Origin of the sequence: Komagataeibacter oboediens, from assembly GCF_018491655.1 — a bacterium.
Classification (GTDB): Bacteria; Pseudomonadota; Alphaproteobacteria; order Acetobacterales; family Acetobacteraceae; genus Komagataeibacter; species Komagataeibacter oboediens.
In genome coordinates this window covers 161,492-186,765 of the sequence record NZ_JABLUU010000003.1, presented here as the reverse complement: position 1 = coordinate 186,765, position 25,274 = coordinate 161,492, and the positions used below count along the sequence as shown (strand labels likewise).

The window sequence follows — 25,274 nt, the reverse complement described above, 5'->3', positions numbered from 1 at the left end:
GGCAGGCTGTAACGGACTGCCCGATTTTGGGGGAGTACGGAATGCGTATCCTTGTTACCGGCACGGCCGGGTTCATCGGTTTTCATCTTGCCCGCCGCCTGCTGCGCGACGGGCATGACGTGACCGGCATTGATGGCATGACCAGCTATTACGATGTCACGCTGAAGCAGAAGCGCCATGCCATGCTGCGGGAATTCGAACGCTTCACCTGCAACGAATTCATGCTGGAAGATGCGCAGGCCATGGAAAACGCCTTCACCCGGTGCAATCCCGAACTGGTGGTGCATCTGGCGGCACAGGCTGGCGTGCGGTACAGCATCGAAAATCCCGGCACCTATATCAGCGCCAACCTGATCGGCACCTATAACGTGCTGGAACAGGCGCGGCAGTGCCAGCCCGCGCACCTGATGATCGCCTCGACCTCATCCGTCTATGGCGCAAGCAAGGACGTGCCCTTTTCGGAATCCCAGCGCTGCGACCACCCGCTCAGCCTGTATGCCGCGACCAAGAAAGCCACGGAAGAACTGGCGCATTCCTATTCACATATCTGGAAGCTGCCGGTAACCGCCTTCCGCTTCTTTACCGTCTATGGGCCATGGGGCCGGCCGGACATGGCGCTATTCAAGTTTACGGCCAATACATTGGCGGGTAGGCCAATCGACGTTTACAACAATGGCAATATGGAACGCGATTTCACCTATATCGACGATCTGGTGGAAGCGATCTGCCTGCTGTCGCAAAAACCGCCCCGCGGGCCAGGCGAAAGTGATCCCGGCGCCAGCCCGGTTGCCCCCTACCGGGTCATCAATATCGGCAACAGCCACCCCGTCAGCCTGATGGCGTTCATCGAGGCGATTGAGAAGGCGCTGGGCCAGCCCTGCATCCGCAATTACATGCCCATGCAACCCGGGGACGTGCCACGTACATGGGCCGACTGTTCCGCCCTGCAGGCGCTGACGGGTTTCCGTCCCGCAACACCGGTGCAGGCAGGTGTGGATGCATTTGTGGAGTGGTACCGGCAGTACTATCGCGCACCACAGACGACGATTGCCAAACAACAATAAACGTTTTCGGGTGCCGCCTTTTTTCAGAAAGGCGGCGTTCTTCGAAGCTTTTTGAAAAAAGCTTCACCAAAAACTTTTTCTACAGGCCGTTTTCAGTCGCGGGACCGTCAGCCCTGCGGCACATCATCCAGACCGAGGGCGGCGATATCCGCGGGTGGTCCTGCCAGCATGCAGGCAACGCCGGTCGTCCGGTCCACCACCATGCGGATATCGACAGGGCCTTCAGCGCCAAACAGGTCGGATGTCACGACATAGGCCGGGCGCAGCGGTTCATCATCCGTGGCGTCATGGCGCGCCACCTCCGTCATGATACGCCCCAAAGCACGTTCCAGCCCATCCATCATGCGTGAAGGGGCAAGGCGCGGGCGGTCTGGCGTGCCGTCACCGGTACAATGCAGTTCCAGCAGTCTCGCCCATGCCGCGGTGGGAATGAACATGGGCATGCGCGATCCGTCATTATGGCGTTCGGCGTGCATGATGCGCCGCGTATTGGCCAGTTCGATCACGTCGATGCGTGGCAGATCATCCCCGATCCGCGCGGCAATGATGCGGGGTGCGTCGGTCATGCGCGGATCACCCCTTCGAAATGCGTCGGCAGCTTGAGGATATCCTGCGACGACAGGGCAGAGGAGATATAGAACCCCTGTATCCGCTCCGGCTTCATCTGCATGACCAGATCGAACTGTTCGCGGTTTTCAACCCCTTCAACCGTGACCTCCATCTGGAACCCCTGCCCCATCTCGATCAGGCTGGACAGGACCATGCAGGCATCGGGATTGCCCACGATGTTGGCGACCATGGTCTGGTCGATCTTGACCTGCGAGAACGGCAGTTCACGCAGGTGGTTCAGCACGGTAATGCCCTTGCCGAAATTATCCAGCGCAATGCGGAAGCCGGACCGCGCCAGTTCGCGCAGGTTGCGGATCCCCTGATCCGCCCGGCGGCCATGCAGCATCGCCTCAGTCACTTCCAGCACGAAGCTGTCGGGGGACATGTTGAAACGCTTGAGCGATTCTTCCAGTTCACGCTGGTAATCATCGCGGATCAGGTCCATGCGCGACAGGTTGATGGCCAGCTGGCGCGGGGGCTGGCCCTGCTCGTTCCACATGCACACGTCACGACGGAAGGCCTCGATCATGCGCGGGCCCATGGCCTGCGCCAGACCGGCATCGGTAAACACGTCGGAAAAGTCTTCCGCCGCCAGCAGCCCGCGTTCAGGATGCTGCCAGCGCAGCAGCGCTTCGATCTGGTCCACTTCAAGCGTGCGGCAATTCAGGATCGGCTGGTAATATACCTCGAACTGGTTGCGCTCGACCCCGCACCGCGCCTCGCTCAGGATGGATACACGGGCCTGCGCGCGTTCGCGCAGGCTGCGGGTGAACATCTGCGACTGCTTGCCCCCCGCGCGCTTGGCGGCGTACATTGCCATGTCGGCGTTTTTCTGCACGTCTTCCATCGTATCGGTGCCATCCAGCAGCACCGCACCAATACTGCCCGCAACGCTGACGGTCACAGTCTCGATGTCGATGGGGCGTTCCAGCACGCCCTGCAGGCGGTCCATGTACCGCTCCAGCGACACGTCTTCCAGCGTGCGATGCAGGATCACCGCGAATTCATCCCCCCCCAGACGGCTGACGGGGTCATCGGGGTGGGTCAGTTCAATCAGGCGTGACGCAATGGCGCGCAGCACGATATCACCGGCATGATGGCCATGGACATCGTTGATCTGCTTGAACCCATCGAGATCAAACATGACCAGTGCGGGGTGCGTCGTGCTGCCGGGTTCGCGACAGCGTGCGATTTCATCGGCCAGGGCAGTGTTGAAGCCGCCACGGTTGAGCAGCCCGGTCAGCGTATCGGTTTCCGCCAGTTCACACAGCCGGTCGCGGGTGTTCATAAGCTCGGTAATCTCGAACCGGCTTGCGACATAGCCCTGGATCTGGCCCTGCCTGTCCTTCTTGGGGATGATGGTGGTCGCCACCCAGTACAGCGACCCGTCCTTGGCGCGGTTGCAGATATTGCCCTGCCACAGTTCCCCCGCCTGGATCGTGCGATACAGGTCACGGAAAAAATCCGCGTCATGATACCCTGAATTGACGATACGATGCGTGGAACCGATCAGTTCCTCACGCGAGTACTGACTGATTTCACAGAAAAGGTCATTCACATAGGTGATGACGCCCTTGTTATCGGTAATGGCGACGATCAGGACACTATCAACGAGGTCGGCCCAGAAATCCGCATCCTGGTGTGTCAGTGCCCGCAGCCGATCATCGTGTTGCAATGCCATATTCCTGCCTGGAACCTAAAATAAAAAACTGAACAGAATGTGTCATGGAATCAGTCCGGCAACGGGACAGACCCGTCGCATGATACACCCATGCGGCCGCGCCAGACCATATGGCACATCATATTACACCTTCGTGGGAATAAGGAACGACCCCTGTTCCTGCCGCTCACGGAACCATTTTTCCAGTTCGGCCGGTGGCAGGGGCTTCGCAAACAGATAGCCCTGCATCACATCACAATGCAGCTCTTCCAGCAGACGCCACTGCTGTTCGGTTTCCACACCTTCGGTCACAACCGTCATGCCCAGGCGCGAACCGATGCCGATCACGGCCATGGTTACGGCCTGCGCATTGGTATCCTGCTCGAAATCATTGATGAAGCTGCGGTCGATCTTGATTTCCGTCAGCGGCAGGCGCGTCAGCCGCGACAGTGATGAATAGCCCGTGCCGAAATCATCCATCGACAACCCGACATCCAGCCTGCGGATGGCGTGCAGCACGTCTTCGGTATCGGTGCTGTTGTCCATCATCACGCTTTCGGTGATTTCCACCGTCAGGCGGTCCGGCGTCAGGTTATGGTGCTTGAGCAGGTTGGCGATATATTCCGGCAGCGCGCGGTTGCGGAAATGCACCGCCGACAGGTTCACGGCCACGGTTGGCACATGCACCCCGTCGCGGTCCCATTTCACCATCTGGCCACAGGCTTCCTGCAGCGACCACCGACCAATGGCCTCGATCTGTCCCGTATCCTCCGCCACCGCGATAAAGCGGGAGGGATAGATGTTGCCCAGCGTCGGATGGTGCCACCGCGACAGGGCCTCCACCCCGTACAGGCCCCCCGTCATGGTTTCCACCTGCGGCTGGTAATGCAGGTTCAGCATGCCCTTGGCCAGCGAGTCCCGCAACGCGGAGCCGAGCATCAGCCGTTCCTGCGCCACCTGGTTTTTTTCGTGTCCGGCGAAGCGGTACAGGCCACGCCCGTCCTCCTTCGCCTGACGGGCGGCGGCATCGGCCAGGCTGAGCAGGGATTCGCTGTCCGGTCCGTTTTCAGGGAACGTACTGATCCCGACACAGCACGAAATGCTCAGCGTGTTTTCGCCCACCTGCAGGGGCTTGGCGATGGAATTGATCAGTTTTTCGGCAAACTGCTCCGCACGCTGATGCGAGCAGTCGGGCACGACAATAATGAACTCATCCCCGCCCGAACGGCTGACGATATATTCATCATTGACCAGCGCGCGGATACGGCGCCCGATCTCGATCAGGAAACGGTCGGCGTTGACATGGCCCAGCGCGTCATTGATGTCGCGGAAACGGTCGATATCCACCATGAACAGCGAGAACTGACTGTCGCCACCACGCATGATCAGGCGTTCGATGATATTATGCAGCGATGTCCGGTTCAGAAGCCCGGTCAGGCTGTCGAAATTGGACAGCTGGGCAATATGCTGGCGTGTCTCGTTCTGTTCGATCGCCAGTGCGCAGAAGGGCATGCAGGTCGATACCACGCGCTCGGGCCATCCCTGCGACGGTTCATCATCACGCAGGTACAGGGCGAATATCCCCACGACCTGCCCGGAACGCGAAATGATGGCCGAGGAGCGGCACCCCACCAGCCCCAGCGAACGGGCAAGCGAGGAATAACCATCCCACACCACCGTATTGCTGCAGCCGGGATCGTGGCGCATCGCCTCGATCTGCTCCGGCGTCACCTGCATGCTGTCCAGTGCCGAGCGGTACCGGGCGGGCATACCGGGGGAAGACGTGACAACGACCTTGCGCGCCTCATCGAACGTCATGAGCGCCGCGACCCCGCCTGGCACGAAACCGTCCACCCGGCGGCACAGCTGGTCGCCCACTTCCTGTACGCTCAGGTCGGATGCCAGCGCCTGGAGCACGTCATTCTGCAGGATCAGGATCTTGCGCTGACGGCTCTGCTCCGTCACGTCCTTCATGACGGCGATATAGTAGATCCCGCCCGTTTCATCGAGCTGCACACGCGAAATCGACAGTTCACCGCAGACATATTCGCCATTGGCGCGGCGGAATTCGACCTCACGCGACGTCCCGACAATGCGGCCTATGCCTGTCTCGCGATTACGGTTGATATAGCTGTCATGCTGTGCACGGTCCGCCTGTGGCACAAGGCAGCTGACATTCTGCCCCATGACCTGCGCGCGCGATAGGCCCCATATCCTCTCGGCTGCGGCGTTGAAGAAGATGATACAGTTATGCTCATCAATCACGACCATGGGATCGATGGCCTGCTCCATGGCGGACAACAGGACATCGGCGCTTATCTTCGGCTGATCCACCGTAAACTCCAGAACGTTGGCACGATACGCCGCGCCATGTGAGATCACATTTCCTGATCGCGCGGGCAGGCTCACGTTAACCATGCCGGGCAGACCGACCCTATCCGGCGGCGGACAACCACCGGGACCGTCGATTGGGGGGATACCCTACGGATTACGGGACCGGGGAAACATGACATGCCTCAATCTTGACACAAAGCCCTCAGTTCCGGCTACGTTCAAGATCCTGCGGCAGCATGCCCGCCAGCGGGCGGCAGGCATACGCACTTTCGCCCTCCGGCTGGGGCTGGTTCTGGCGCAGTTCGGCAGCGCCTGCCGCCACGGCCCGCCACGCCGCCTGCGCCAGCGCCTTGCGGCTGGGGAAATCATTGGGGTCCAGCGGTGGGTGCAGTAGTACGGTCGCGCGCATCGACCGCCATTTGACCAGCTGCCACACATGCGGCCCCAGTTCCATGTCGCCATACCAGGCAAATACCGGCCGCCGCGCATGGTTGACCGGCAGGCCTTCCAGCTGGTCATACACAACCGATACCGGCTGGATCAGCGGCGTCATGCCCGGACGTGCGGCGATGGCTTCCGCCTCGCTTTCCGGTTCCACCGGTCCCCTGCCCGGGGGCAGGCGCGGGGGTTTGGCAATGGCGAAAAAGGCCGACAGGAACGGCAGCACCCGCGACCCGTCGGATGACGTGCCCTCGGGGAACAGGATCAGGTTGTCGCCTTCCACCATCAAGCGGTGCAGCATTTCGTCACGTTCACGGCCCGTCGTACTGCGCTGGCGGCTGACGAATATGGTCCGGCCAATGCGCGAGACAAGCCCCATGATGGGCCAGCCCTCGATATCGCCCTTGGCTACGAAATTGGACGGCAGGACCGTGCCCAGCACCGGCACGTCCAGCCATGAGGAATGGTTGGACACATAGATCACCGGGCGTTCGCCATTCTGCCGCGCGCGCCTGCCGCCCACGCCACCAGCCCTGCGCCCCACCACACGGATGCGCAGCGACAGCAGCAGGCACAGCCCGCCCCAGACCATGCGCGTCCACCGGATCTTGGCCGTGCCGGGCACCAGCAGCAGCACCGCCTCGAACCCGACCGATAGCGGCACCCACACGGTAATGGCAGCCAGACGCCCCACCCCGCGTGCGGTGCGGGCATAGGCGCGCATCCGCCCTGACGGCAGGACCGTTGTCGCGGCGATAAGCCGCTCCGCGACCGAACCGGGCTGGGGCGCGATCACCGGACGGGCGGCGCGCGACGTGGACGGGGGGACTGCAGGCGATGGGGAGCGACGCCGGGTGAAGCGGCGGATGAAATCGGCGATCATGGGCTATCCATAGCCCCACCTCTGGCCGGGGGACAATATGGGGCAGGCGTGCGGAACAGGGGGCGTGTCCTGCACGCAACGGACAGACCCGCATCCACCCTTTCATCATACGGTCATATTATGGGTGCATTGATAAAACATGCATGCCATGCAGCCCGTCCGCCTCACCCATCGCCCTTCCTGACTGGACCCACGTCGCATACCCGTCCATGTTGCCCTCCCATCCTTGCAGGAGTTGTCCCTTATGTCCGCATGCAGCCGTCGCGGCGCCCTTGCCGCCACGACCGCCTTCATCATCCTTGCCGCCATCCAGCCCGCCCCGGTCCGGGCGGCCGATGACGTGCTGAATGTGCTGACATGGTGTGACCACGAGGATCCCGAACTGCTGGGCCCCTTTGAACAGGCCAACAGGGTGCGCGTCCATTTCAAGGATATCGACAGCACCTCAGCCGTGCGCACCATCCTGCACCAGTCACAGGCAGGCGACTGGGACGTGGTGATCATGGAAGAAACGGCCGCCCCGCAGCTGGCGGCGGCAGGACTGCTGATGCCGCTGGACCCGGCGGATTTCCCGTCGGACTCCGTTCCCGCCGCCATTGCCAGTCCAGCCAGCGGATCCTACCAGGGACGGCTGTATTCCGTGCCGGAAAAATACGGCTTCCACGCCGTGGCCTTCAACCAGGCCCATGTCAGCACACAGGACATGCAGGACATCAACGCGATATGGCAGCCGCGTTATCACGGGCATATCGCGATCTATGACAGCTACCTGCCCATCATGTCCTACATCGCCCTGGCGCTGGGGCTGGATCCGGCACACCTGACGGATGCCGACCTGCCTGCGCTGCAGGACAAACTGGCGGCCCTGCGCGCCAATGCGACACTGGTGGGCGATACCGCCAGCGTGCAGCAGGCGCTGGCCGACGGCGTGGTTGATATTGTCGTGGGCGGCGGCGCATGGACGACGGCGGGCGTGGGCGAAGGTGGCACGGTCAGCACGCCTACCGCGCACTCCGATACGGCCACGCAGCGCCCGGAACTGACATTCACCCTGCCGCGACAGGGCGGCATCCGGTGGCAGCATGGCATCTCGATCATCGAGGCATCGCAGCGCAAGGCGCTGGCGCTGGCGTTCGCGCAGTATTTGCGCACCCCCGCCGCGCAGGCCCGGCTGGCGACGTCATCATGCTTCTGGGGCATGCCCGCCAGCACAAGCGCACCGCTGGACGCGGATATGAAAGCCGCCCTGCACTGGGACCAGCAGCCCGCCTATATCGCAGCCAGCCACCCCTTCCCCGTGCTGGATGACGCCATGGACACCAAGCTGCACACGATATGGGACAAGGTCATGAAAGATGCCGCCACACCGGATCAGCCCGGCGGTGGCGACAATGGGGGGGAAACGGCTCAGCCGTAACGGCGGGCCGCACGCTGCTCGTGCCCCAGCAGGCGTTCGGCCATTATGCCGAACACCAGACCAAGGCTGCCCCACAGCACAAGCTGCATGCCAATGGCAGCTTCACGGAAGCGCCACAGCACGACGGCGGGGAAGTTGTCCGGTACTTCGCTGATATCGGGCAGCGCCCATTGCAGCAGCGCCACCAGCACCACGAAAACCGCCCCACCGCATAGCGTGGCACCCCAGTTGCCAAGACGCACCGCCAGCACACGGCCCGACAGGACCGCCAGCGTCAGCGCGCACAGCGAAAAGATGATCATTTCAAAATAGGCGGTCGTGCGCAGGCCAATGGTTTCCGGCTGCCCCACGGCCGGGGGATTGGCCGGGTATTTCAGATCCGGCACCAGCACCACGGACAGGAATCCGGCCCCCGCCAGCAGCATGGACAGCATACGCGGCGAAAAGCGGCCGATCCGCCCATAAGCCAGCGAGAACACCAGCGAAAACAGCCCGCCATAGGCCGCGCCATACATGACGGCGGCGGTCAGCAGCCCGAGCGACGACTGCACGCCACGGCTGACCAGTTCGGGTTCCGGCGACTCACCTGATGCCGCATCCATGGCGGCTTCGAACGCAATGGCAAGATTGACCTGCGGTTCACCGAAGACGCGGGCGAACATGAACGCAAGGGCGGCTGCAATGATGCCCGCCAGCATACCACGCAGCAGAAGGCGTCCAGCCATCAGGGCATATCCCGATGTGGCCGGGGGAAAGAAATGAAGGACATGGGGTCAGATCTCCTGTCGGGAAAGCGCGTCCCGGAACGGAATGAAGCTTTATCCGCCGGGAGGTCTGACTTCCGCAGGGGCTGCGGTGTACAGTGGCGCGACCGTGCCGGAATCCCACCGGCTTCTCCCTACGGATACGGAAATGCCAGTCAATACCGCGCGGGGCGCGCAAGTCAACGTTGCGGCCGCAGAGACTGTTTCAGAAATCCGTCCATCAGATGCTCTGAAATCATAGGAAGTTTTTGGTAAAGCCGTTTTCAAAAAGCTTCAAGGAACGACACCTTTTTGGCAAAAGGCAGCACCAAAAAACTTTCATATTTATCAGATGGTTATTTTGAAATGGGTCTTACTGGGGCTTGGCGGGCAACGTGACCTTGCTGGCATTGCCCTGTGCCGCACGCCACTGCTTCAGGGCATCGAGCGTGCCGCTGACATGCCCCTTGGGTGACAGGGCGCTGTAGGCATAGATCACCTTGCCATCCGGGGCGATGACATAGGACGTACGGCTGGCGCGGTTCACCAGCGGCAGGTGACTGTCGTACATCCGTGCGATCTGGCCCTTCGGGTCAGTGGCGACGGGAAAGCGGCCATGACCTTCGCTGACGGAAAAACGGTCGAGGGTATGCATATCATCTGTGGACACGCCAATGACCGTAGCCCCCAGCGCCTTGTACTGATCCATGGCGTTGGCGAAATCATGCGCCTCCATGGTGCAGCCACGGGTGAAGGCGGCGGGGTAGAAATACAGCACGACCGGCCCCTGACGCAGGGCATCGGCCAGGCGGAAATCAAACTCGCTGCCATTGCTGGTGGCCTGCGCATCGAACATCGGGGCCTGACTGCCCACCGGCAGGGCCGCGCGCGCGGGCGAAAAACAGACAAAGCCGGCAAAGGCCATGACACCGGCCAGCGGCAGGCACAGCCCCGGCAGGGACCAGCGCGAACGCCTGTAGAAATACCTCAATGTGTCCTCACACCCTGCGGGGCAGGATCAATGCCGTCATGTGGTTGGCGGCAGGATCTGGCATCCTGACCCGCCCAGTCGCTGACAGACCTGCTGGGCAGCTTCGTGCGACAGGCCGGTCAGCCTTGCACGATAGACATGACCATGCGCCGATGCAACGGTTGCGACCTGCGTATGCACCCCGCTGAACGCAATCTTGGCCCGGGCCTGTCCCGCCGCATGTTGCGCCTGCCCGACCGATCCATAAGCACCCACCTGCACCACCCAGTCATGGCGGTCGGCCATGCTGATGACCCCCGGCCGGGTTCCGGCCGACGCCATGGGGGCCACGCCGCTCTGTTCACGTGCACTCCATGCCGCGCGCACGGCGGCGGCTTCGGGCGATGGCGTGTCGGTAGCCGTCCCCTTCGGCACGGACGCCAGAAGCTGACGCCCCCGGCTGTGGCCGCCCCGCGCATTCTGCGCCGCCTGCGCGCGGGCAAGGGCGCGGGCTTCAACCAGCAGGTCGGCCTGTGACCGGTTGACCGGTTTGCTGCTGACGATCCGCGGCCCGATGGACGCGACATAATCGCGCGTTTCCTTGGGCAGGGTGTGGTAACGGTCAAGGAAATCATCGAGCCGCCCCGGCCCGCTGTTATAGGCGGCAAGGAAACCGGGCGAGCCGTAAATGTCGTACATTTCACGGATATAGGCCGTGCCCGCTATGATATTGTCATGTGGTTCAAAGGCATCGGGACCAAGATTGTAGCGCGCACGCATTTCGTCATAGGTGGGCGGCATGAGCTGCATCAGCCCCATGGCGCCGGGCATGGAGGTCACGAACTGGCCATTATGGTACAGCTGTCCGCCCGACTCGCGCTGCATGACTTCGCGGATCCATACATTTGGCACATCGAAACGCTGGGAGGCCTCGGTGATATAAGGCCCCCACGGATCTTCCGGTGGTCCCGGCGGGGTATAGGTGGTGTGGGCGCGGGCGCGATAGGAATCGGCTTCCTGAATCATCTGCTCCTCACTCATCTCGTGGGAGCCATTATGGGCACAGGCGGCCAGCATGCCCGCAAACCCCAGCGCCAGCCATCGCAGCGACCGGCGTGTGGGGGAAGCCTGCGCGGTCGTGCCGCCATGTCCGTCAGATGCCGCTACTGCCTGCGCTGGTGCCATGCTGGTGGTATGATCCCGATCATGCCCGATCCCATGGCGGACGCGCCAACATGGCCCGCCCGGCGGGACGGGCGCCGCACCATAACAGCGTGGCTTCGGCTTGTGCAATCCTGACCCGCCGACATGTCCATGACGTAATCGGGCAGGTCAGGTTCATGCGCACCTGCAGGTCATGAAAAAGTTTTCGGTGACGCTTTTTTCAGGATGCTTCTTTCAGGATGCTTCTTTCAGGATGCTTCGAAGAATGCCGCCTTTTGAAAAAAGGCGGCACCCGGAAACTTCCATTCCTTCAGACCGGCCTTTTATTCCTCGACATAGGTGGCGGGATCACCACCTGTGCGGTTGTGGGGGCTGTCGAGTGTCGCAAGGTCGCTCATGTCATCCGCCGTCAGCTGGAAATCGAACGTATGCAGGTTGGCGCGCATGCGCTCGGGATGCGCACTTTTGGGGATGGGGATCGCGCCGTAATCGATCACCCAGCGCAGCAGCACCTGTGCCGTGGATTTGCCATGCCGGTCCGCAACCCGCTTGACGACGGGATTATCCAGCAGCTTGCCCCGCCCAAGCGGGCTCCAGGCTTCCGTCTGGATGCCCAGCTTCCTGTGCAGGGCGACCAGTTCGGACTGCGCGAAATCGGCATGCATCTCGATCTGGTTGACGGCAGGCGTGACCCCGGTTTCATCAATCAGGCGCTGCAGGTGTTCAGGCAGGAAGTTGGAGACGCCAATCGAGCGCACGCGGCCTTCCTTCTGCAGGCGGATCATCGCCTTCCAGCTATCAACATACTGGTCCTTGGCGGGCAGCGGCCAGTGGATGAGATACAGGTCAACATAGCTCATCTTCAGCAGTCCAAGACTCTGCTCGAACGCGCGCAGCGTACTGTCATATCCCTGATCGGCACCACGCAGCTTGGTGGTGACAAAAATATCCTCGCGCCCCACATCGGAACTGACCAGCCCCGTGCCGACCCCGCTTTCATTCCCGTAGCGCGACGCGGTATCAAACAGGCGATACCCCGCATCCAGCGCCTCCCGCACCGCCTTTTCGGCCTGCGGGTTATCCAGTGGATAGGTACCGAACCCCATGGCGGGAATCCTGTGGCCATCATTCAGTTCTAGCAGGGGGATGGAGGTTGTCATGGTCGTTCCTTCGTCAGGCGCTCCCGGCGGCTATGGTGCCCCGGCGCGCAGGCGGCAGGGTGGCGACCGGGCCGGGGGCTGGACGTGTGTCGCCGGTCCCTACCCTAACGACAGGTCACCACTTTTGGTTTATGCCCAGTTTTCAGGACTGGCCTGCATGTGGTTCATTATCACCATTGCTGGAGGCCCCATGACCGATACACCAACCGACATATCCGCAACGGAAGCAGTCGAACTGCATCGCTCGCTGCTGAGCATTGATACCCATGTGGACATTCCGTGGCCGGACCGCGACGACTTCGCCACGGGCGCGCCGTCGCGACGGGTGGACCTGCCGCGCATGCGCGCGGGCAGTCTGAGTGCCGCATGCCTTGTGGCCTATGTGGGACAGGGCGCGCGTGACGTGGCGGGGCACGAGGCGGCCTCCACCCGGGCGGAAGCGATGCTGCACGTGATCGGGGAGACGGGCGGGATCGATGGCGTGCAGGTGTGCGACACGGCGGCAGCGGTACGCGCGGCCCATGCCGCTGGGGATGTCGCCATCATCCCCGCCGTGGAAAACGGCTATACGATTGGCGAGGACCTGTCGCTGATCGCCCGGTTCCGGGCTTTGGGCGCACGCTACATGACGCTGACCCATAATGGGCACAACCAGCTGGCCGACTCGGCACGGCCCATGCATCACCTGGATGATCCCGAAACGCTGCATGGCGGACTGTCCGGCCTTGGCCGTGATGCGGTGGCCGAAATGAACCGCGTGGGCATGCTGGTCGATGTCTCGCACACGTCACGCGACACCATGCTGCAGGCCGTTGGCCTGTCCCGCGCGCCGGTCTTTGCCAGCCATTCGTGTGTCCGTGCCCTGTGCGATCATCCGCGCAACCTTGATGACACGCAGCTTGACGCGCTGAAGGCCTGTGGTGGCGTGATCCACATTACCGCCATGGATGCCTTCCTGCGACCGCGCGACGTGCGTGACATGCACCCGGTCACGGTGGCGGACTTTGTCGATCATATCGATTACGCGGTGCAGCGAATCGGGATCAAGCATGTCGGCATCTCGTCCGATTTTGATGGCGGCGGCGGCATACGCGGCTGGGCCGATGCATCGGAATCGCCCAACCTGACGGCAGAACTGCTGCGCCGCGGCTATGACCGCAGCCAGATCGCGGCCCTGTGGGGGGAAAATTTCCTGCGGATCCTGAAACAGGCGGAAGAGGTCGCCCGCACGATCGCGTGAACGTGGAATCCCGCGCACTCTGGATCACGCGCGCCCAACGGGGTATATCCTGTGCCGCATTGACGAATACAGGATAAGAAATGACCACCAGCACCGATTACAAGGTCAAGGACATCTCGCTTGCCGAGTGGGGCCGCAAGGAAATCTCGATCGCGGAAGGCGAAATGCCAGGGCTTATGGCCCTCCGTGAAGAATACGGCGCATCCCAGCCGCTGAAGGGCGCGCGCATCGCGGGCTGCCTGCACATGACGATCCAGACCGCCGTACTGATCGAGACCCTGACGGCGCTGGGGGCTACGGTCCGCTGGTCCTCATGCAACATCTTCTCGACCCAGGACCAGGCTGCCGCCGCCATCGCCGCGACCGGCGTGCCCGTGTTCGCGTGGAAGGGCCTGACGGAAGACGAGTTCAACTGGTGCATCGAGCAGACCGTGAAGGGGCCGGACGGCTGGACCCCCAACATGATCCTTGATGACGGTGGCGACCTGACCATCCTCATGCACGACAAGTATCCCGAACTGCTGAAAAACGTGCGCGGGCTGTCGGAAGAAACCACGACGGGTGTCCACCGCCTGTGGGAAATGGAAAAGAAGGGCACGCTGAAGGTTCCGGCCATCAACGTCAATGACAGCGTGACCAAGTCCAAGTTCGACAACCTGTATGGCTGTCGCGAAAGCCTGGTGGACGCCATCCGCCGTGGCACGGACGTGATGATGGCCGGCAAGGTTGCCGTGGTTGCCGGTTACGGTGACGTGGGCAAGGGGTCTGCCGCGTCCCTGCGCAACGCCGGCTGCCGGGTGCTGGTGACCGAGGTTGATCCCATCTGCGCGCTGCAGGCCGCGATGGAAGGCTATGAGGTCGTGACGATGGAAGAGGCCGCGCCGCGCGGCGATATCTTCGTCACCGCCACGGGCAATGTGGACATCATCACGCTGGACCACATGCGCGAGATGAAGCACCGCGCAATCGTGTGCAACATCGGGCATTTCGATTCCGAAATCCAGATCGGCGCCCTGCGCAACTTCAAGTGGGACAACATCAAGCCGCAGGTGGATGAGGTCGTCTTCCCTGATGGCAAGCGCCTGATCGTCCTGTCCGAAGGCCGTCTGGTCAACCTGGGCAACGCGACGGGCCATCCGTCCTTCGTCATGTCCGCGTCGTTCACCAACCAGACGCTGGCGCAGATCGAACTGTGGGAAGCGCCGGAAGGCAAGTACGAAAACAAGGTCTACACCCTGCCCAAGAAGCTGGATGAGAAGGTGGCCTTCCTGCACCTGGCCAAGGTTGGCGCGCATCTGTCCAAGATGAGCCAGAAGCAGGCGGATTACATTGACGTGCCGGTCAACGGTCCGTTCAAGAATGACCTGTATCGTTACTGAGCGCTTCGAACATCGTTAACATACGCGTGACTGGTCCGGCATCCGCCGGGCCACATCATGTGATGGAGAAAGATACCATGAGCATCTTCGGTTCAATCCTGTCCAAGATCTTCGGCAGCCACACCGCAGCAGCCGCGACCCCGGCAGCTGCGCCGGCAGCCACGCCCGCAGCAGCCCCTGCCGCAGCGGCTCCGGCTGCAGCGCCCGCCGCCCCGGCACAGCCTGTGGACGTGGACGCCGTGCTGAGCGCGCTGGCGGCCAAGAACCCTGAAAAGCTGAACTGGCAGACCTCCATCGTGGATCTGCTGAAGCTGCTGGGCCTCGACAGCTCGCTTGCCGCGCGTAAGGAACTGGCGACGGAACTGCACTATACCGGTGACATGAACGATTCCGCGTCCATGAATGTGTGGCTGATCAAGCAGGTCATGCAGAAGCTGGCGGCAAATGGCGGCAAGGTCTCCCCTGACCTGATGAAATAAGACGCAGCTGGCGTAACGGACGGGCGGGCGTGTGGCCAACGGCCACCGGCCGCCCGTTTCGTATCGGCCAGACAGGATCACCAGAACCGGCCGGACCGGCAGAATGACGGAGGGATACGCGATGGAAAACGTCCCCGATTTCCCCATGATGGACAACGCCACCGGGTTGCCTGTCGACTCTGCGTCATCTGTCTCCAACGGGCTGGTCTGGGCCATTGCCTGCCAGCCTGGCCAGAAGCCCGAGCGCCTGACGGATGAACAGATCGTCCGCGCGCTGGATGGCCTGCCGCCCGGCACGCCGGATTCCTGGGTCTGGCTGCATTATGACATTGTCCATACCGCCAGCCGCGCGCACATCCAGGCCATTCCCTGCCTGCCCGAAGAAGTGCGCCTGGCCCTGGGCAGCACGGACCGGGGCACCAATGTCGAGGCGGAAGGCGATATCGTCTATGGCGCCCTGCCCGGCTTTGACGATGCCATGTCGGAAGACGACAAGAACCTGTCCGCATGGCGGTTCGCGGTCCTGCCCACCCTGCTGATCACCACGCGCCGCCAGCCGGTTCCGGCCCTGGGGGTCATTTACCGGACCATGCAGCGGGCGGCCTTCGACTCCCCTGCCGAAGTGGTCGACCATACCCTGCTGGAATTTGCCGACACCGTCCGGCGCAACATCGCCATGCTGGATGACCAGCTTGACCGCGCCGAGGACCTGTTGCTGACGCTGGACCAGCATACCGATTTCGGCCGCATAAGCGGGCTGATCGGACGTGTCCGGCGTCGTTCGACCGAATTGCGGCGCGTGATCTCGCCCGTGGACCGCATTTTTCATAACGAGGACCTGGAACTGCCCGAATGGGCGGAAGATGACATCCGCGACCGTTCGCAGCGCCAGATCCATGCAGCCCTTGATGACCTTCTGGCCCTGCAGGACCGTGCGCGATCGCTGCAGGACGAACTGGCGTCCGGGCAGGCGGAAGAAACCAACCGCCGCCTGTACACCGTGTCCATCGTGACCACCCTCATGCTGCCCGCAACATTCGTGACCGGTTTTTTCGGCATGAACACGGGTGGCATGTTCCTTGCTGCCGGCTCACTGGGAACAGTCGAGGCGGGTGGCATCTGCTTCGTGTTCATGATGATCACGTGGCTGCTGCTGAAAATCATGAAGCTGCTGTAGGCTCCACCTGTTTCCGGCCCGCATCGGACCGTCGCGGACCTGATACCCCGGCTGGCAGATACGGATACGGAGTCCGTCGCGCAAACCATGCGCGGGACTGGGCCCCGTTTGTGCCAGTCCGTCATTATCACGCAGGACCGGCATAGGGCCGCACATTGCTGCCAATGGCCATATCCTGTAGGTTTTACGGCTCTTTCTACCCTCCCTACATTCCGGCCTGACAGGGAAACCGACCCCGACCATGAAATGTCTTGTTACAGGTGGGGCGGGGTATGTCGGGAGCCATGTGGTCATAAGCCTGCTGGATGCGGGGCATGACGTTGTCGTGCTGGATGACCTCAGCACGGGTCATCGTGCTGCCATCCCCGATGGGGTCCGGTTCCGGCATGTCGACCTGAGCAATGCGCAGGCGACACATGACGCCGTAACGCAGGATAGCTGGGACGTGGTGTTCCACTTTGCCGCCCTGTCATCGGTCGGGCGCTCCATTACGGAGCCGTTCCACTATTTGCGGCACAATATCATGAGTTCCCTGAACCTGATCGAGGCATGTACATCCCATCAGGTAAAACGCTTTGTCTTTTCTTCCACGGCGGCGCTGTTCAGTAATGAACGTGATCTGTCGCGGATTATGGATGATGCGCCGGTTAACCCGGCATCCCCCTATGGTGACAGCAAGTTCTTCATCGAACGCGCCCTGCTGTGGGCTGACCGTGTTTATGGAATGCGCACTGCCTGCCTGCGGTATTTCAACGCTGCCGGCGCCGACCCGAAGGGACGGCTGGGAGAAGATCATCGCCCGGAAACCCACCTCATTCCCCTTGCCATCGATACGGCGCTGGGGTTGCAGTCCTCCCTGCAAATATTTGGCAGCAATTACAGTACACGGGATGGCACGTGCATCCGGGACTATGTCCATGTGACCGATCTGGCGGATGCGCATATCCGCGTGATCGACCAGTTGGACACGAGATCGGTCGCCTACAATCTGGGCAATGGGCGGGGATTGACCAACCTTGAAGTCATCGAGAGCGTGGAACGTGTAAGCGGATGCAGGATACCATGGGAATGGGCCCTGCCCCGCCCGGGAGACCCGGCCATTCTGGTGGCCGATTCATCGCGGATCCGCATGGATACGGGGTGGCAGCCCAGATACCGGCATATTGATTCCATCGTCGGAACGGCCCTGAACTGGCGCAAAAGGCACCCCCACGGATATGATGGTTAGCAGAACAGGCCGGTTCCGGCAGAAGGGATGTCCTGATCCTGTACGCCACGCGTCCTGCCCTGCTGACATTACGCTTCCTGCATACCTGTTACCCACTTAAAATATTATCTACATTGCTGTTGCAGACCGCCATGCACAAAGCCGGTCCAGCCGTAATCCCTATGGCCCGGGACAGAATTTCTTCAATTCCCATAACAGATTCCGGAATTGCCATCCTGTTGCCAGACATGGGTGGCAGACTGTCTGTTCGCGCGGTTTTCTGCTATCTACAGGGCGGCAACCACCTCAACTAATTAGCGTAGCCAGTTAAAATATGACGTGATAAAAAGCCTTTCCATAGATATTTGCCGACCGAACACGTCAGACATGCACAATGCATGGTAGTTACCTTCAGCCCTGTTCTCCGCCTTCACTCAACCTCCAGTCGCGGTGTTGCCTTGACCATTTCCTGTCTTCCGAAAAATCTGGATTCAGTTCTACGGCGAGTTCGAAAAGGTCGGCATTTTGCGGCGGTTGGTGGAGCCCTTCTGCTACTGACAGGCTGCGATTCGTTACCGTATAGCGGCCCGACGGAAGCACAGGTCAACCATGCCCAGCGTGACCCCAAGCGCAATACGGTAGGCTATGCGATCGTGCAGGTCAGCCCGGACCTCATTACCCTGCTCGCCAGTGAGGATCCACCGCTGTTCAGCAGCCTGGATGCAGATAATACGCCAGTCAGTTACACCCATAACGACAGGGTTGGCCCGGGCGACATCCTGCAGGTTTCGATATATGAAGTCGGCAGCGCACTGTTCAGCCTGAGCGGCGCAAGCATGATGGCCTCGACGACATCATCCGGTGGCGCCAGCACAATGCCCAGCACGTCTACGGGATCGAACCTGCCCCCGCTCAGCGTTGATGCCAGCGGCAATATCCGGGTGCCTTATGCCGGGGAAATCCATGTTGCCGGCATGACCACCATAGAGGTGGCTGAAGCCATCAAGGCCCGGCTGAAGCAGCAGTCCCTCTCGCCGCAGGTACTGGTACGCATCGCGGCCGATATCGCCAATTCGGTCATGGTCTATGGCGGTGTACGCCGGCCAAGCCGCGTGGCCCTGACCCCCAACAGGGAACGCATTCTGGATGTCATCGCCCTTGCCGGTGGCGCAAGCCAGTCCCACCAGCCAGATGAGGATTATCTGGTCCGTCTGACGCGCAATGGCAAGATTGCTGAACTGCCGCTCAAGACCATCGAAAATACGCCTGCGCAGAACATCCTGATGCAACCGGGGGACCGGGTACAACTGACCTTCAAGCCCCGCAGCTATACGGTTTTCGGGGCCAGTGGCCATGTCAGCCAGACTCAGTTCACCATGCCGACCCTGACCATGGCAGAAGCCATCGCGCGTAATGGCGGCCCGCAGGATTCACGCGCCGATCCCAACGCCGTTTACCTGTTCCGTTTTGAAAATGCAGATATCGTCCGCCGCCTTGGCATGCCGATCGATGATAAGGCCACGACGGCGCCGGTGGTCTATCAGCTGGACATGATGAACCCCGCCAGTTACTTCCTGGCGGATAAATTCATGATGCGGGACCAGGATCTTATCTACATTGCCAACTCGGCAAGTAATAAGTTTTATAAATTCTTTGGTCTGATTACGACCATTCTGTCCCCGGGAACATCCATGGGGGGCCTTGCCAGATAGACATTCCATAAAGATATCTCTCTGGCGAAATATAATGGAAAAATTGATTCATAATCAATTTATTCTCCATGAATACAATGATGGGGATAACATTATCAACCAGCCCCAGACAGGATCGTTCTCATAGTAAACATGGAGGCAAAATGAAGAATCTTGTAATCGACCTGGATCATACGATCTGCAGGCCATATGAAAACGAAGATCAATCCAGTGATCCCGTGAAAAAATACAGCAACGCAACGCCTGTCATGGAAATCATTGAGAAAATCCGCGAATATAAAAAGAACGGATTTCATATTACCATTCATACCAGCCGCAACATGCGTACGTACAAGGGTGACATTTCCGCCATTGTGAAACATACGCTGCCGGTCATTACCGAATGGCTGGATCGGCACGATGTTCCATATGATTCGATTATCGTCGGCAAACCGTGGTGTGGTCATGATGGCTTCTACATTGATGACAAGGCCATCCGTCCATCTGAATTCCGTACGTTGAGCTACGATCAGATCGTCAGTCTTCTTGAACGCGAGCAGGTATAATGTCAGGCGCTTATTTCATTATTCTAAGCGGCGCCTACATCTGCCCGGAACTGATTGCCGAATTCGGGAATCTACCGCCTGCTTTCCTGCCCAATGGGGGTCGTCGTCTGTACGAAGACCAACTGAAGATGGCCGCGGCGATGGATGCGCAACCCATCATGGTGCTGCCCGAAAGCTATGTACTGCCACATTATGATGTCGAGCGTATCAAGGCTGCGAATATCCTGATTGAGCGCGTGCCAGCCACGGCATCCGTGCTGCAGAGTATTGCGCAGGGCCTCAATTCCATAAAAGCTGGCGACAACGTATATATCCTGTTTGGCGATACATTGATTGATACGCAATCAACCTGGCCAGCCAACGGTTTTGCAGTCGGCAGCACCCATCACCTGGCACGATGGAGTGAATGCGAAGTCATTGATGGACGATACGTATTCCATGAATATCAGCGGGATGCGGAACGGACCACCGATATCGTGGCAGGCCTGTTCAATTTCCACGAAGCCGGGCACTTCAAGGAAATCGTCAATACGACCCTGGAAAACGGCCAGGGCTTCATAGAGGCCCTGAATGCATATTCAGCGTCATATACCATGGAACCGGTATATGACATTACCTGGCTGGATTTCGGTCATCTGTACACCTATCACCAGTCCCGATGTCAGGAACTGCTGGCACGGTCGTTCAACAGCATAACCAGTGACGGCCGTTCTGTTGTCAAGACAGGTCTGCCCCAGCGCAAGATCTTTGCGGAAGCCGAATGGTTTCAGCATCTTCCACCGCAATTACGGCCTTATACCCCGCATTTCATTGATGCCGGCGAAAAAGAAACATATTCCTATGAACTGGAATACCTGTTCTTTCCTCTGATGTCCGAACTGTACTGCTTTGGCAACCTGCCGGGGCATATGTGGGAAATCATGATGGATAGCTGCCTGGATTTCCTTGAAAAAATGCAGGGCATCCGCCCCCGGAACTATGAAATCGGGGATGACTATCCTTCCCTGTTTTTCAATGACATGATCAAGGGCAAGACGGCGCATCGTCTGGAAACCTTTGCGCGGGATAATGATATTTCGCTGACAAAGGAATGGCGTTACGGCGGGAAACCGGCACCATCGTTACGGACGCTGGGGGAAGAACTGATCTCGGCCATCGTGCCGACCTCACTTGATGATATCACCATGTGGCATGGCGATTTCCATTTTGGGAACATCTTCTATAATTTCCGCTCCAAGCGCGTCAGCGTTGTCGATCCGCGCGGTATGCTGTCAAATGGACGCATCACCATGTTTGGCGATGCCCGGTATGATATCTCCAAGCTGGGGCATTCGGTCTTTGGGCTTTATGATTTCCTGATCGCGGACAGGTTTGATCTCACATCTGCGGATTACGATCTGGATCTCTCGTTTGATATAGGCCCCACACGTCAACGCCTTCTGGATATCTATAAAAGCCGGAAGGCAGGCAACTATGCCTGCATGGATCGTTCCGCCATTGCCATGACGGCCCTGCTATTTTTGAGCATGCTTCCCCTGCACACAACAGACAAGCGGCGGCAGAAGGCGATACTTGCCAACACATTCCGGCTGAAGAATATGATGGAGTCCTGTTCATGATTATATTTCCAATGGTTGGGATGAGCCGCCGTTTCCGTGAAGCCGGTTATGACAGGCCCAAATATATGCTGCCGCTTGGCGACTACACCTGCTTTGACTATTCAGTCATGGGCTTCCTGAAGGCAGGTCGGCAGGACACCTTTACTTTCATCATGCGCAAGGAGTTCGATACGCCTGACTTTGTCCGTCAGCGTCTGGCAGCTCTTGGCGTCACCAACGCGCGTCTCGTCATTCTGGACGAGATGACAGCAGGGCAGGCGGAAACGGTTGAACGGGGACTGGATGGCGTTACAGAGGCCGGTCCCACAGGCATGACCATTTTCAATATCGATACCTTCCGCCCTGGCTTTACATTCCCGCCAAAAGCCGCACAGGGAGATGGGTATCTGGAAACCTTTGTCGGTGAAGGGGATAACTGGTCATTTGTCGAAAGCGACGGAAGCGACCAGAACCGGGTCATCCGCACGACGGAAAAAGAACCGATCTCGCACTTCTGCTGCACGGGCCTGTATCAGTTCGCCACAATCAGCGACTTCCGCTGGGCACTGGATGAAGAGCGGAAAAACCCGAGCAAAAATGAGCTATATGTCGCCCCGATTTACAATCACCTGATCAAGATCGGAAAAGACATTCGCTATACGGTCATTCCAAAAGAAAATGTCATTTTTTGTGGGGTGCCAGCCGAATATGAAGCCCTGACCAAAGATGGCGGTAAGGAATTTGAAGAAAAATTCTTATATTTGAACAAATAATATTTAGACCCCATAGGACAATCGCAAGTGGTTTACCATTTTGACGTCAATGACCTGAATAATATCCATCAAAATGGCGAACCGCTTTCTATTGTCATACAGGGTCCATGGCTGCAAAAGAACATACAGGAATCTGCCCTGATATGTCGCCATTGGCGCCAGATGTTTCCTGAAGCAGAAATCATTGTTTCCATTTCATCCTCTGATTTTATAGACTTTTCAATAAATACCGGGGAGAATGTTCTGCCTGAAGTAGCATATGCTGCCTTCAAAATTGATACGATACGAAAAGAAGCCTTAAAGGTTTTATTCGATACCGCAGACATCGTTATCAAGGCGCCCGATGCGCTTCCGCTGCCCCCTATAAAAAATGATACACAGAGCTTAAATAACATAAACCTGCAGATACAATCGGCAAAAGCAGGCCTAAAATACGCATCAAGGAAATATGCGCTCCGCATAAGGAATGACCTATGCCTGATGAGCAAAAAATTTATTGATGTTTACAAAAGACATGCTCACGACGTACGCCGCCATTATGCTTCTTTCACACAGAGAATATTAATCCCTGAGATATTTACAATAAATCCATTAACTTTGTACAGGATGCCTTTCCATTATAGTGACTGGTTCCATTTTGGACTCACTGAAGACATTAGAAATCTTTGGGAAGACGTCGAGGACGTCAGCTTCTGCGATGCAATTTATTATGAAAACCATCCCTTTCTGAAGGATACAAACGTATTAGAAAAAAGATTTCTCATACGACTGGCCGTAGAACAATTTATACATTTTCCGTATTTTAAGAAAAAATTTCCTTTTCTTAAACTGGATCGTCATAATGACACACGGAGTGTAAATGAATCATTATATATGATGGCTGACAACTTTACTGTCGCCAACCTTACAGAAATTCAGGCCTACATAAATAAATATCAGCATGTTGTGAAGAAAATAAGCAAACACACAAGGGTTGAGTGCATTAGTCAAAACATTTTGGATTCAATTATCAAATCTCCAGAATCTTTAATTGATACAATATACACCCAACAGAAAAAACGTTCAGATCATAGGATGTTTTGGGGATATGATCGTCGGACAGCACTCTTCAGACGGGGACGCAACACCTTCAATTCTTTTCTCCGCTGGTATCGAGACAGTTAAAATATAAATATAATATTTTCTTTTGCGAAAACTACGGTAATAATTAGACCGTTTCTTATCCCTGAGCAGACGTCAAGACCTCTTAGGTTCAGGATCTATTAATTTATTGAATTGAGCGGTGTTCCGTGGTTCACAGGTCCTCGTGAGGGATGAGCCTGTGCATCACATGTTTTTGCTGTTTAGGAGCCAGATAGGAGAGGATTGCACCGTATTTTCCTCTGGCTCTCGGCGTGCCGCGCCTGGATGACCGCCGGGTGCTCAATGGAATCATGTATGTAATTCGTAACGGCCTGCAGAGGAAAGATGTGCCGGAAGCGTAAGGTCTGCATAAGACCTTACATAACCGATTCGTCCGCTGGAACCGTCTTGATTTTTCAACCGGATCAGGCGGTCTCTAGCCAAACAAAATATTACCGCCTGCATTCCACCCAAAAAGAACCGGAAATCAAAGCCGCCTTACAACCTTCATTTTTTATCTTAAAGAATGAGTCGTAAACCTAACAACACCCCCTAATTGACTTACTGAACAAGAATGAATGGTCGCACGCGCTTTGTTAGATAAAAACCTATAATCAAAAGTAAAAGCGTAATCCAGAAATTATAAAATATATCATAATGCGCATGAGCATTCAGACCGAACTGCCCTTCGCGGATCATTTCTATATTCTCTACACTTGGAGATAGCATCATGTACCAGCGATATTTAGGCGGCAACCAATCCACCATTGAGAATGCTCCCGTAAAGGGAAGAGCGAGATAACCGAAGACGGTTACGGCTTTCTCAATCAGGTCAGACATCTCACTCAGAGATGCAAAAATCATGGCAAATGAGATGCAGAAAAATATATGAAATCCAAGACCCAAATATAGCATGCTATAATATTGTGGTGGCTTCATGAATCCGGTGAAAATTGCGCCGCAGGTAACCAAAATGCCTGCCATTATGGTGCCAATTATTTCCAAGGAAGCTCGAGCCAATATAATTGAGGTTGGCGTAACCTGTCTGTGAAAGAGAAGACTGCCATTTGACTCAAACGCTTTGATGGCGTGCCCCATACAATGACGCCACATTGTAAGCGGAACATAACCTGTCACAACAATAGCCGTCATTGGCAGCCCATGTTCATGAGAGGGACGTATGGCCGTCCATAATATGGCAACACCAGCACAGAACAGAATAGGCTCCCCCAACACCCATAGGAATCCAAGATTTTCCCGTCCATAACGGGTATGGATTTCTCGCATTATCAGGGCATAAATGACCTGAGCCTGTACCTTGAAATCTGTTCTTAATTCCCGAAGCTGTTCACTTATGGTCATTAATGTTCTCATTGCATATCATGATTGGTGGCATGACAGTCTATAGTCCCAAAGCTCGGCTTAAGCGAGGGAATAAAAATCAGAGGAGTTTGCTGACCGCTCCAGCGCATATATGAGCAGTCGATTTACGGAAGAGCAAATCAACAGCATCGTGGAGGAACAGGAATCACGGCTGAAAAACTCGGATGTTTGCCGTAAACATGAGATCAGTGATACAATATTCTGTAAATAGAAA

The 25,274-nt window shown here is 58.1% G+C and carries 22 protein-coding genes and 1 pseudogene; 14 read left to right on the top strand and 9 right to left on the bottom strand.

What is annotated here, in order from left to right; translation table 11 throughout:
* Window positions 1-41: 41 nt before the first annotated feature.
* Window positions 42-1,064 (top strand): NAD-dependent epimerase, encoded by a 1,023-nt coding sequence (locus HNO79_RS04560; protein WP_214164425.1) that lies wholly within the window; start codon window positions 42-44, stop codon window positions 1,062-1,064.
* 107 nt (window positions 1,065-1,171) lie between these two features.
* Here HNO79_RS04560 and HNO79_RS04555 read toward each other — a convergent pair whose 3' ends face one another.
* The 4 genes from HNO79_RS04555 to HNO79_RS04540 all read right to left on the bottom strand — a co-directional run bounded on the left by HNO79_RS04555 (window position 1,172) and on the right by HNO79_RS04540 (window position 6,991).
* Window positions 1,172-1,630 carry a hypothetical protein gene (locus HNO79_RS04555; RefSeq protein ID WP_214164426.1) on the bottom strand — a complete coding sequence of 153 codons (459 nt, stop codon included), beginning with the start codon at window positions 1,628-1,630 and terminating at the stop codon, window positions 1,172-1,174.
* The gene (locus HNO79_RS04550; protein ID WP_010515202.1) at window positions 1,627-3,354 is read right to left on the bottom strand and encodes a putative bifunctional diguanylate cyclase/phosphodiesterase; all 1,728 of its coding nucleotides are present in this window, start codon (window positions 3,352-3,354) and stop codon (window positions 1,627-1,629) included. Before HNO79_RS04550 ends, HNO79_RS04555 begins: the two co-directional genes overlap by 4 nt.
* A gap of 123 nt (window positions 3,355-3,477) precedes the next feature.
* Window positions 3,478-5,751, bottom strand: a complete 2,274-nt coding sequence (locus tag HNO79_RS04545; RefSeq protein WP_244987425.1) for an EAL domain-containing protein — start codon at window positions 5,749-5,751, stop codon at window positions 3,478-3,480.
* 118 nt (window positions 5,752-5,869) lie between these two features.
* Window positions 5,870-6,991, bottom strand: coding sequence for a lysophospholipid acyltransferase family protein (locus tag HNO79_RS04540; RefSeq protein WP_214164428.1), 1,122 nt, complete (start codon window positions 6,989-6,991; stop codon window positions 5,870-5,872).
* Between the two features lie 244 nt (window positions 6,992-7,235).
* Here HNO79_RS04540 and HNO79_RS04535 point away from each other — a divergent pair, with 244 nt between their 5' ends.
* On the top strand, window positions 7,236-8,408 hold the full coding sequence (locus tag HNO79_RS04535; protein WP_110507284.1) for an extracellular solute-binding protein: 1,173 nt from the start codon (window positions 7,236-7,238) through the stop codon (window positions 8,406-8,408).
* On the opposite strand, the gene HNO79_RS04530 is transcribed toward HNO79_RS04535, so the two are convergent.
* The 4 genes from HNO79_RS04530 to HNO79_RS04515 form a co-directional block, all read right to left on the bottom strand.
* A complete protein-coding gene (locus tag HNO79_RS04530; RefSeq protein ID WP_214164429.1) occupies window positions 8,399-9,133 on the bottom strand; it encodes a CbtA family protein in 735 nt (244 codons plus the stop codon). The genes HNO79_RS04535 and HNO79_RS04530 overlap by 10 nt on opposite strands.
* Before the next feature lie 391 nt (window positions 9,134-9,524).
* Complete coding sequence (locus tag HNO79_RS04525; protein WP_010515208.1) at window positions 9,525-10,142, bottom strand: peroxiredoxin; 618 nt, start codon at window positions 10,140-10,142, stop codon at window positions 9,525-9,527.
* Between the two features lie 36 nt (window positions 10,143-10,178).
* Complete coding sequence (locus HNO79_RS04520; RefSeq protein ID WP_010515209.1) at window positions 10,179-11,306, bottom strand: lytic transglycosylase domain-containing protein; 1,128 nt, start codon at window positions 11,304-11,306, stop codon at window positions 10,179-10,181.
* A 302-nt stretch (window positions 11,307-11,608) separates the two neighbouring features.
* Window positions 11,609-12,445: an aldo/keto reductase gene (locus HNO79_RS04515; protein WP_214164430.1), complete on the bottom strand. Its 837-nt coding sequence runs from the start codon at window positions 12,443-12,445 to the stop codon at window positions 11,609-11,611.
* 157 nt (window positions 12,446-12,602) lie between these two features.
* Here HNO79_RS04515 and HNO79_RS04510 point away from each other — a divergent pair, with 157 nt between their 5' ends.
* The 11 genes and pseudogenes from HNO79_RS04510 to HNO79_RS17205 all read left to right on the top strand — a co-directional run.
* Window positions 12,603-13,685 (top strand): dipeptidase, encoded by a 1,083-nt coding sequence (locus HNO79_RS04510; protein WP_214164431.1) that lies wholly within the window; start codon window positions 12,603-12,605, stop codon window positions 13,683-13,685.
* Window positions 13,686-13,765: 80 nt separating this feature from the next.
* Complete coding sequence (gene ahcY, locus HNO79_RS04505) at window positions 13,766-15,064, top strand: adenosylhomocysteinase (protein WP_010515212.1); 1,299 nt, start codon at window positions 13,766-13,768, stop codon at window positions 15,062-15,064.
* Window positions 15,065-15,141: 77 nt separating this feature from the next.
* Entirely contained in the window at window positions 15,142-15,543 is a 402-nt protein-coding gene (locus tag HNO79_RS04500; RefSeq protein ID WP_048855766.1) for a DUF3597 domain-containing protein, read from the top strand.
* Between the two features lie 103 nt (window positions 15,544-15,646).
* On the top strand, window positions 15,647-16,720 hold the full coding sequence (locus HNO79_RS04495) for a transporter (protein WP_372380124.1): 1,074 nt from the start codon (window positions 15,647-15,649) through the stop codon (window positions 16,718-16,720).
* Between the two features lie 241 nt (window positions 16,721-16,961).
* On the top strand, window positions 16,962-17,948 hold the full coding sequence (gene galE / locus HNO79_RS04490) for a UDP-glucose 4-epimerase GalE (RefSeq protein ID WP_214164432.1): 987 nt from the start codon (window positions 16,962-16,964) through the stop codon (window positions 17,946-17,948).
* Between the two features lie 632 nt (window positions 17,949-18,580).
* Window positions 18,581-19,639 carry a polysaccharide biosynthesis/export family protein gene (locus HNO79_RS04485; protein WP_010515216.1) on the top strand — a complete coding sequence of 353 codons (1,059 nt, stop codon included), beginning with the start codon at window positions 18,581-18,583 and terminating at the stop codon, window positions 19,637-19,639.
* Window positions 19,640-19,782: 143 nt separating this feature from the next.
* Window positions 19,783-20,184 carry an HAD-IIIC family phosphatase gene (locus tag HNO79_RS04480; protein ID WP_010515217.1) on the top strand — a complete coding sequence of 134 codons (402 nt, stop codon included), beginning with the start codon at window positions 19,783-19,785 and terminating at the stop codon, window positions 20,182-20,184.
* Entirely contained in the window at window positions 20,184-21,803 is a 1,620-nt protein-coding gene (locus tag HNO79_RS04475; protein ID WP_200410043.1) for a capsular biosynthesis protein, read from the top strand. The genes HNO79_RS04480 and HNO79_RS04475 overlap by 1 nt, the downstream gene beginning before the upstream one ends.
* On the top strand, window positions 21,800-22,555 hold the full coding sequence (locus tag HNO79_RS04470) for a glycosyltransferase family protein (RefSeq protein ID WP_048855971.1): 756 nt from the start codon (window positions 21,800-21,802) through the stop codon (window positions 22,553-22,555). The genes HNO79_RS04475 and HNO79_RS04470 overlap by 4 nt, the downstream gene beginning before the upstream one ends.
* A gap of 27 nt (window positions 22,556-22,582) precedes the next feature.
* Window positions 22,583-23,719, top strand: coding sequence for a WavE lipopolysaccharide synthesis family protein (locus tag HNO79_RS04465; protein WP_214164433.1), 1,137 nt, complete (start codon window positions 22,583-22,585; stop codon window positions 23,717-23,719).
* Window positions 23,720-23,919: 200 nt separating this feature from the next.
* A pseudogene (locus HNO79_RS17205) lies at window positions 23,920-24,036 on the top strand (IS5/IS1182 family transposase); the annotation flags it as partial.
* Window positions 24,037-24,238: 202 nt separating this feature from the next.
* Here HNO79_RS17205 and HNO79_RS04460 read toward each other — a convergent pair.
* Window positions 24,239-25,039: an ABC transporter permease gene (locus tag HNO79_RS04460; RefSeq protein ID WP_214164434.1), complete on the bottom strand. Its 801-nt coding sequence runs from the start codon at window positions 25,037-25,039 to the stop codon at window positions 24,239-24,241.
* A 112-nt stretch (window positions 25,040-25,151) separates the two neighbouring features.
* Here HNO79_RS04460 and HNO79_RS17475 point away from each other — a divergent pair, with 112 nt between their 5' ends.
* The gene (locus HNO79_RS17475) at window positions 25,152-25,271 is read left to right on the top strand and encodes a transposase (RefSeq protein ID WP_214164435.1); all 120 of its coding nucleotides are present in this window, start codon (window positions 25,152-25,154) and stop codon (window positions 25,269-25,271) included.
* Window positions 25,272-25,274 lie beyond the last annotated feature (3 nt).

Coding starts and splice junctions, on each gene's coding strand:
- HNO79_RS04535 (WP_110507284.1), top strand. CDS start 7,236: ATGTCCGCATGCAGCCGTCGCGGCGCCCTTGCCGCCACGACCGCCTTC.
- HNO79_RS04555 (WP_214164426.1), bottom strand. CDS start 1,630: ATGACCGACGCACCCCGCATCATTGCCGCGCGGATCGGGGATGATCTG.
- HNO79_RS04540 (WP_214164428.1), bottom strand. CDS start 6,991: ATGATCGCCGATTTCATCCGCCGCTTCACCCGGCGTCGCTCCCCATCG.
- HNO79_RS04530 (WP_214164429.1), bottom strand. CDS start 9,133: ATGGCTGGACGCCTTCTGCTGCGTGGTATGCTGGCGGGCATCATTGCA.
- HNO79_RS04470 (WP_048855971.1), top strand. CDS start 21,800: ATGATTATATTTCCAATGGTTGGGATGAGCCGCCGTTTCCGTGAAGCC.
- HNO79_RS04550 (WP_010515202.1), bottom strand. CDS start 3,354: ATGGCATTGCAACACGATGATCGGCTGCGGGCACTGACACACCAGGAT.
- HNO79_RS04515 (WP_214164430.1), bottom strand. CDS start 12,445: ATGACAACCTCCATCCCCCTGCTAGAACTGAATGATGGCCACAGGATT.
- HNO79_RS17475 (WP_214164435.1), top strand. CDS start 25,152: ATGAGCAGTCGATTTACGGAAGAGCAAATCAACAGCATCGTGGAGGAA.
- ahcY (WP_010515212.1), top strand. CDS start 13,766: ATGACCACCAGCACCGATTACAAGGTCAAGGACATCTCGCTTGCCGAG.
- HNO79_RS04495 (WP_372380124.1), top strand. CDS start 15,647: ATGACGGAGGGATACGCGATGGAAAACGTCCCCGATTTCCCCATGATG.
- HNO79_RS04460 (WP_214164434.1), bottom strand. CDS start 25,039: ATGACCATAAGTGAACAGCTTCGGGAATTAAGAACAGATTTCAAGGTA.
- galE (WP_214164432.1), top strand. CDS start 16,962: ATGAAATGTCTTGTTACAGGTGGGGCGGGGTATGTCGGGAGCCATGTG.
- HNO79_RS04480 (WP_010515217.1), top strand. CDS start 19,783: ATGAAGAATCTTGTAATCGACCTGGATCATACGATCTGCAGGCCATAT.
- HNO79_RS04520 (WP_010515209.1), bottom strand. CDS start 11,306: ATGGCACCAGCGCAGGCAGTAGCGGCATCTGACGGACATGGCGGCACG.
- HNO79_RS04500 (WP_048855766.1), top strand. CDS start 15,142: ATGAGCATCTTCGGTTCAATCCTGTCCAAGATCTTCGGCAGCCACACC.
- HNO79_RS04475 (WP_200410043.1), top strand. CDS start 20,184: ATGTCAGGCGCTTATTTCATTATTCTAAGCGGCGCCTACATCTGCCCG.
- HNO79_RS04510 (WP_214164431.1), top strand. CDS start 12,603: ATGTGGTTCATTATCACCATTGCTGGAGGCCCCATGACCGATACACCA.
- HNO79_RS04560 (WP_214164425.1), top strand. CDS start 42: ATGCGTATCCTTGTTACCGGCACGGCCGGGTTCATCGGTTTTCATCTT.
- HNO79_RS04545 (WP_244987425.1), bottom strand. CDS start 5,751: ATGGTTAACGTGAGCCTGCCCGCGCGATCAGGAAATGTGATCTCACAT.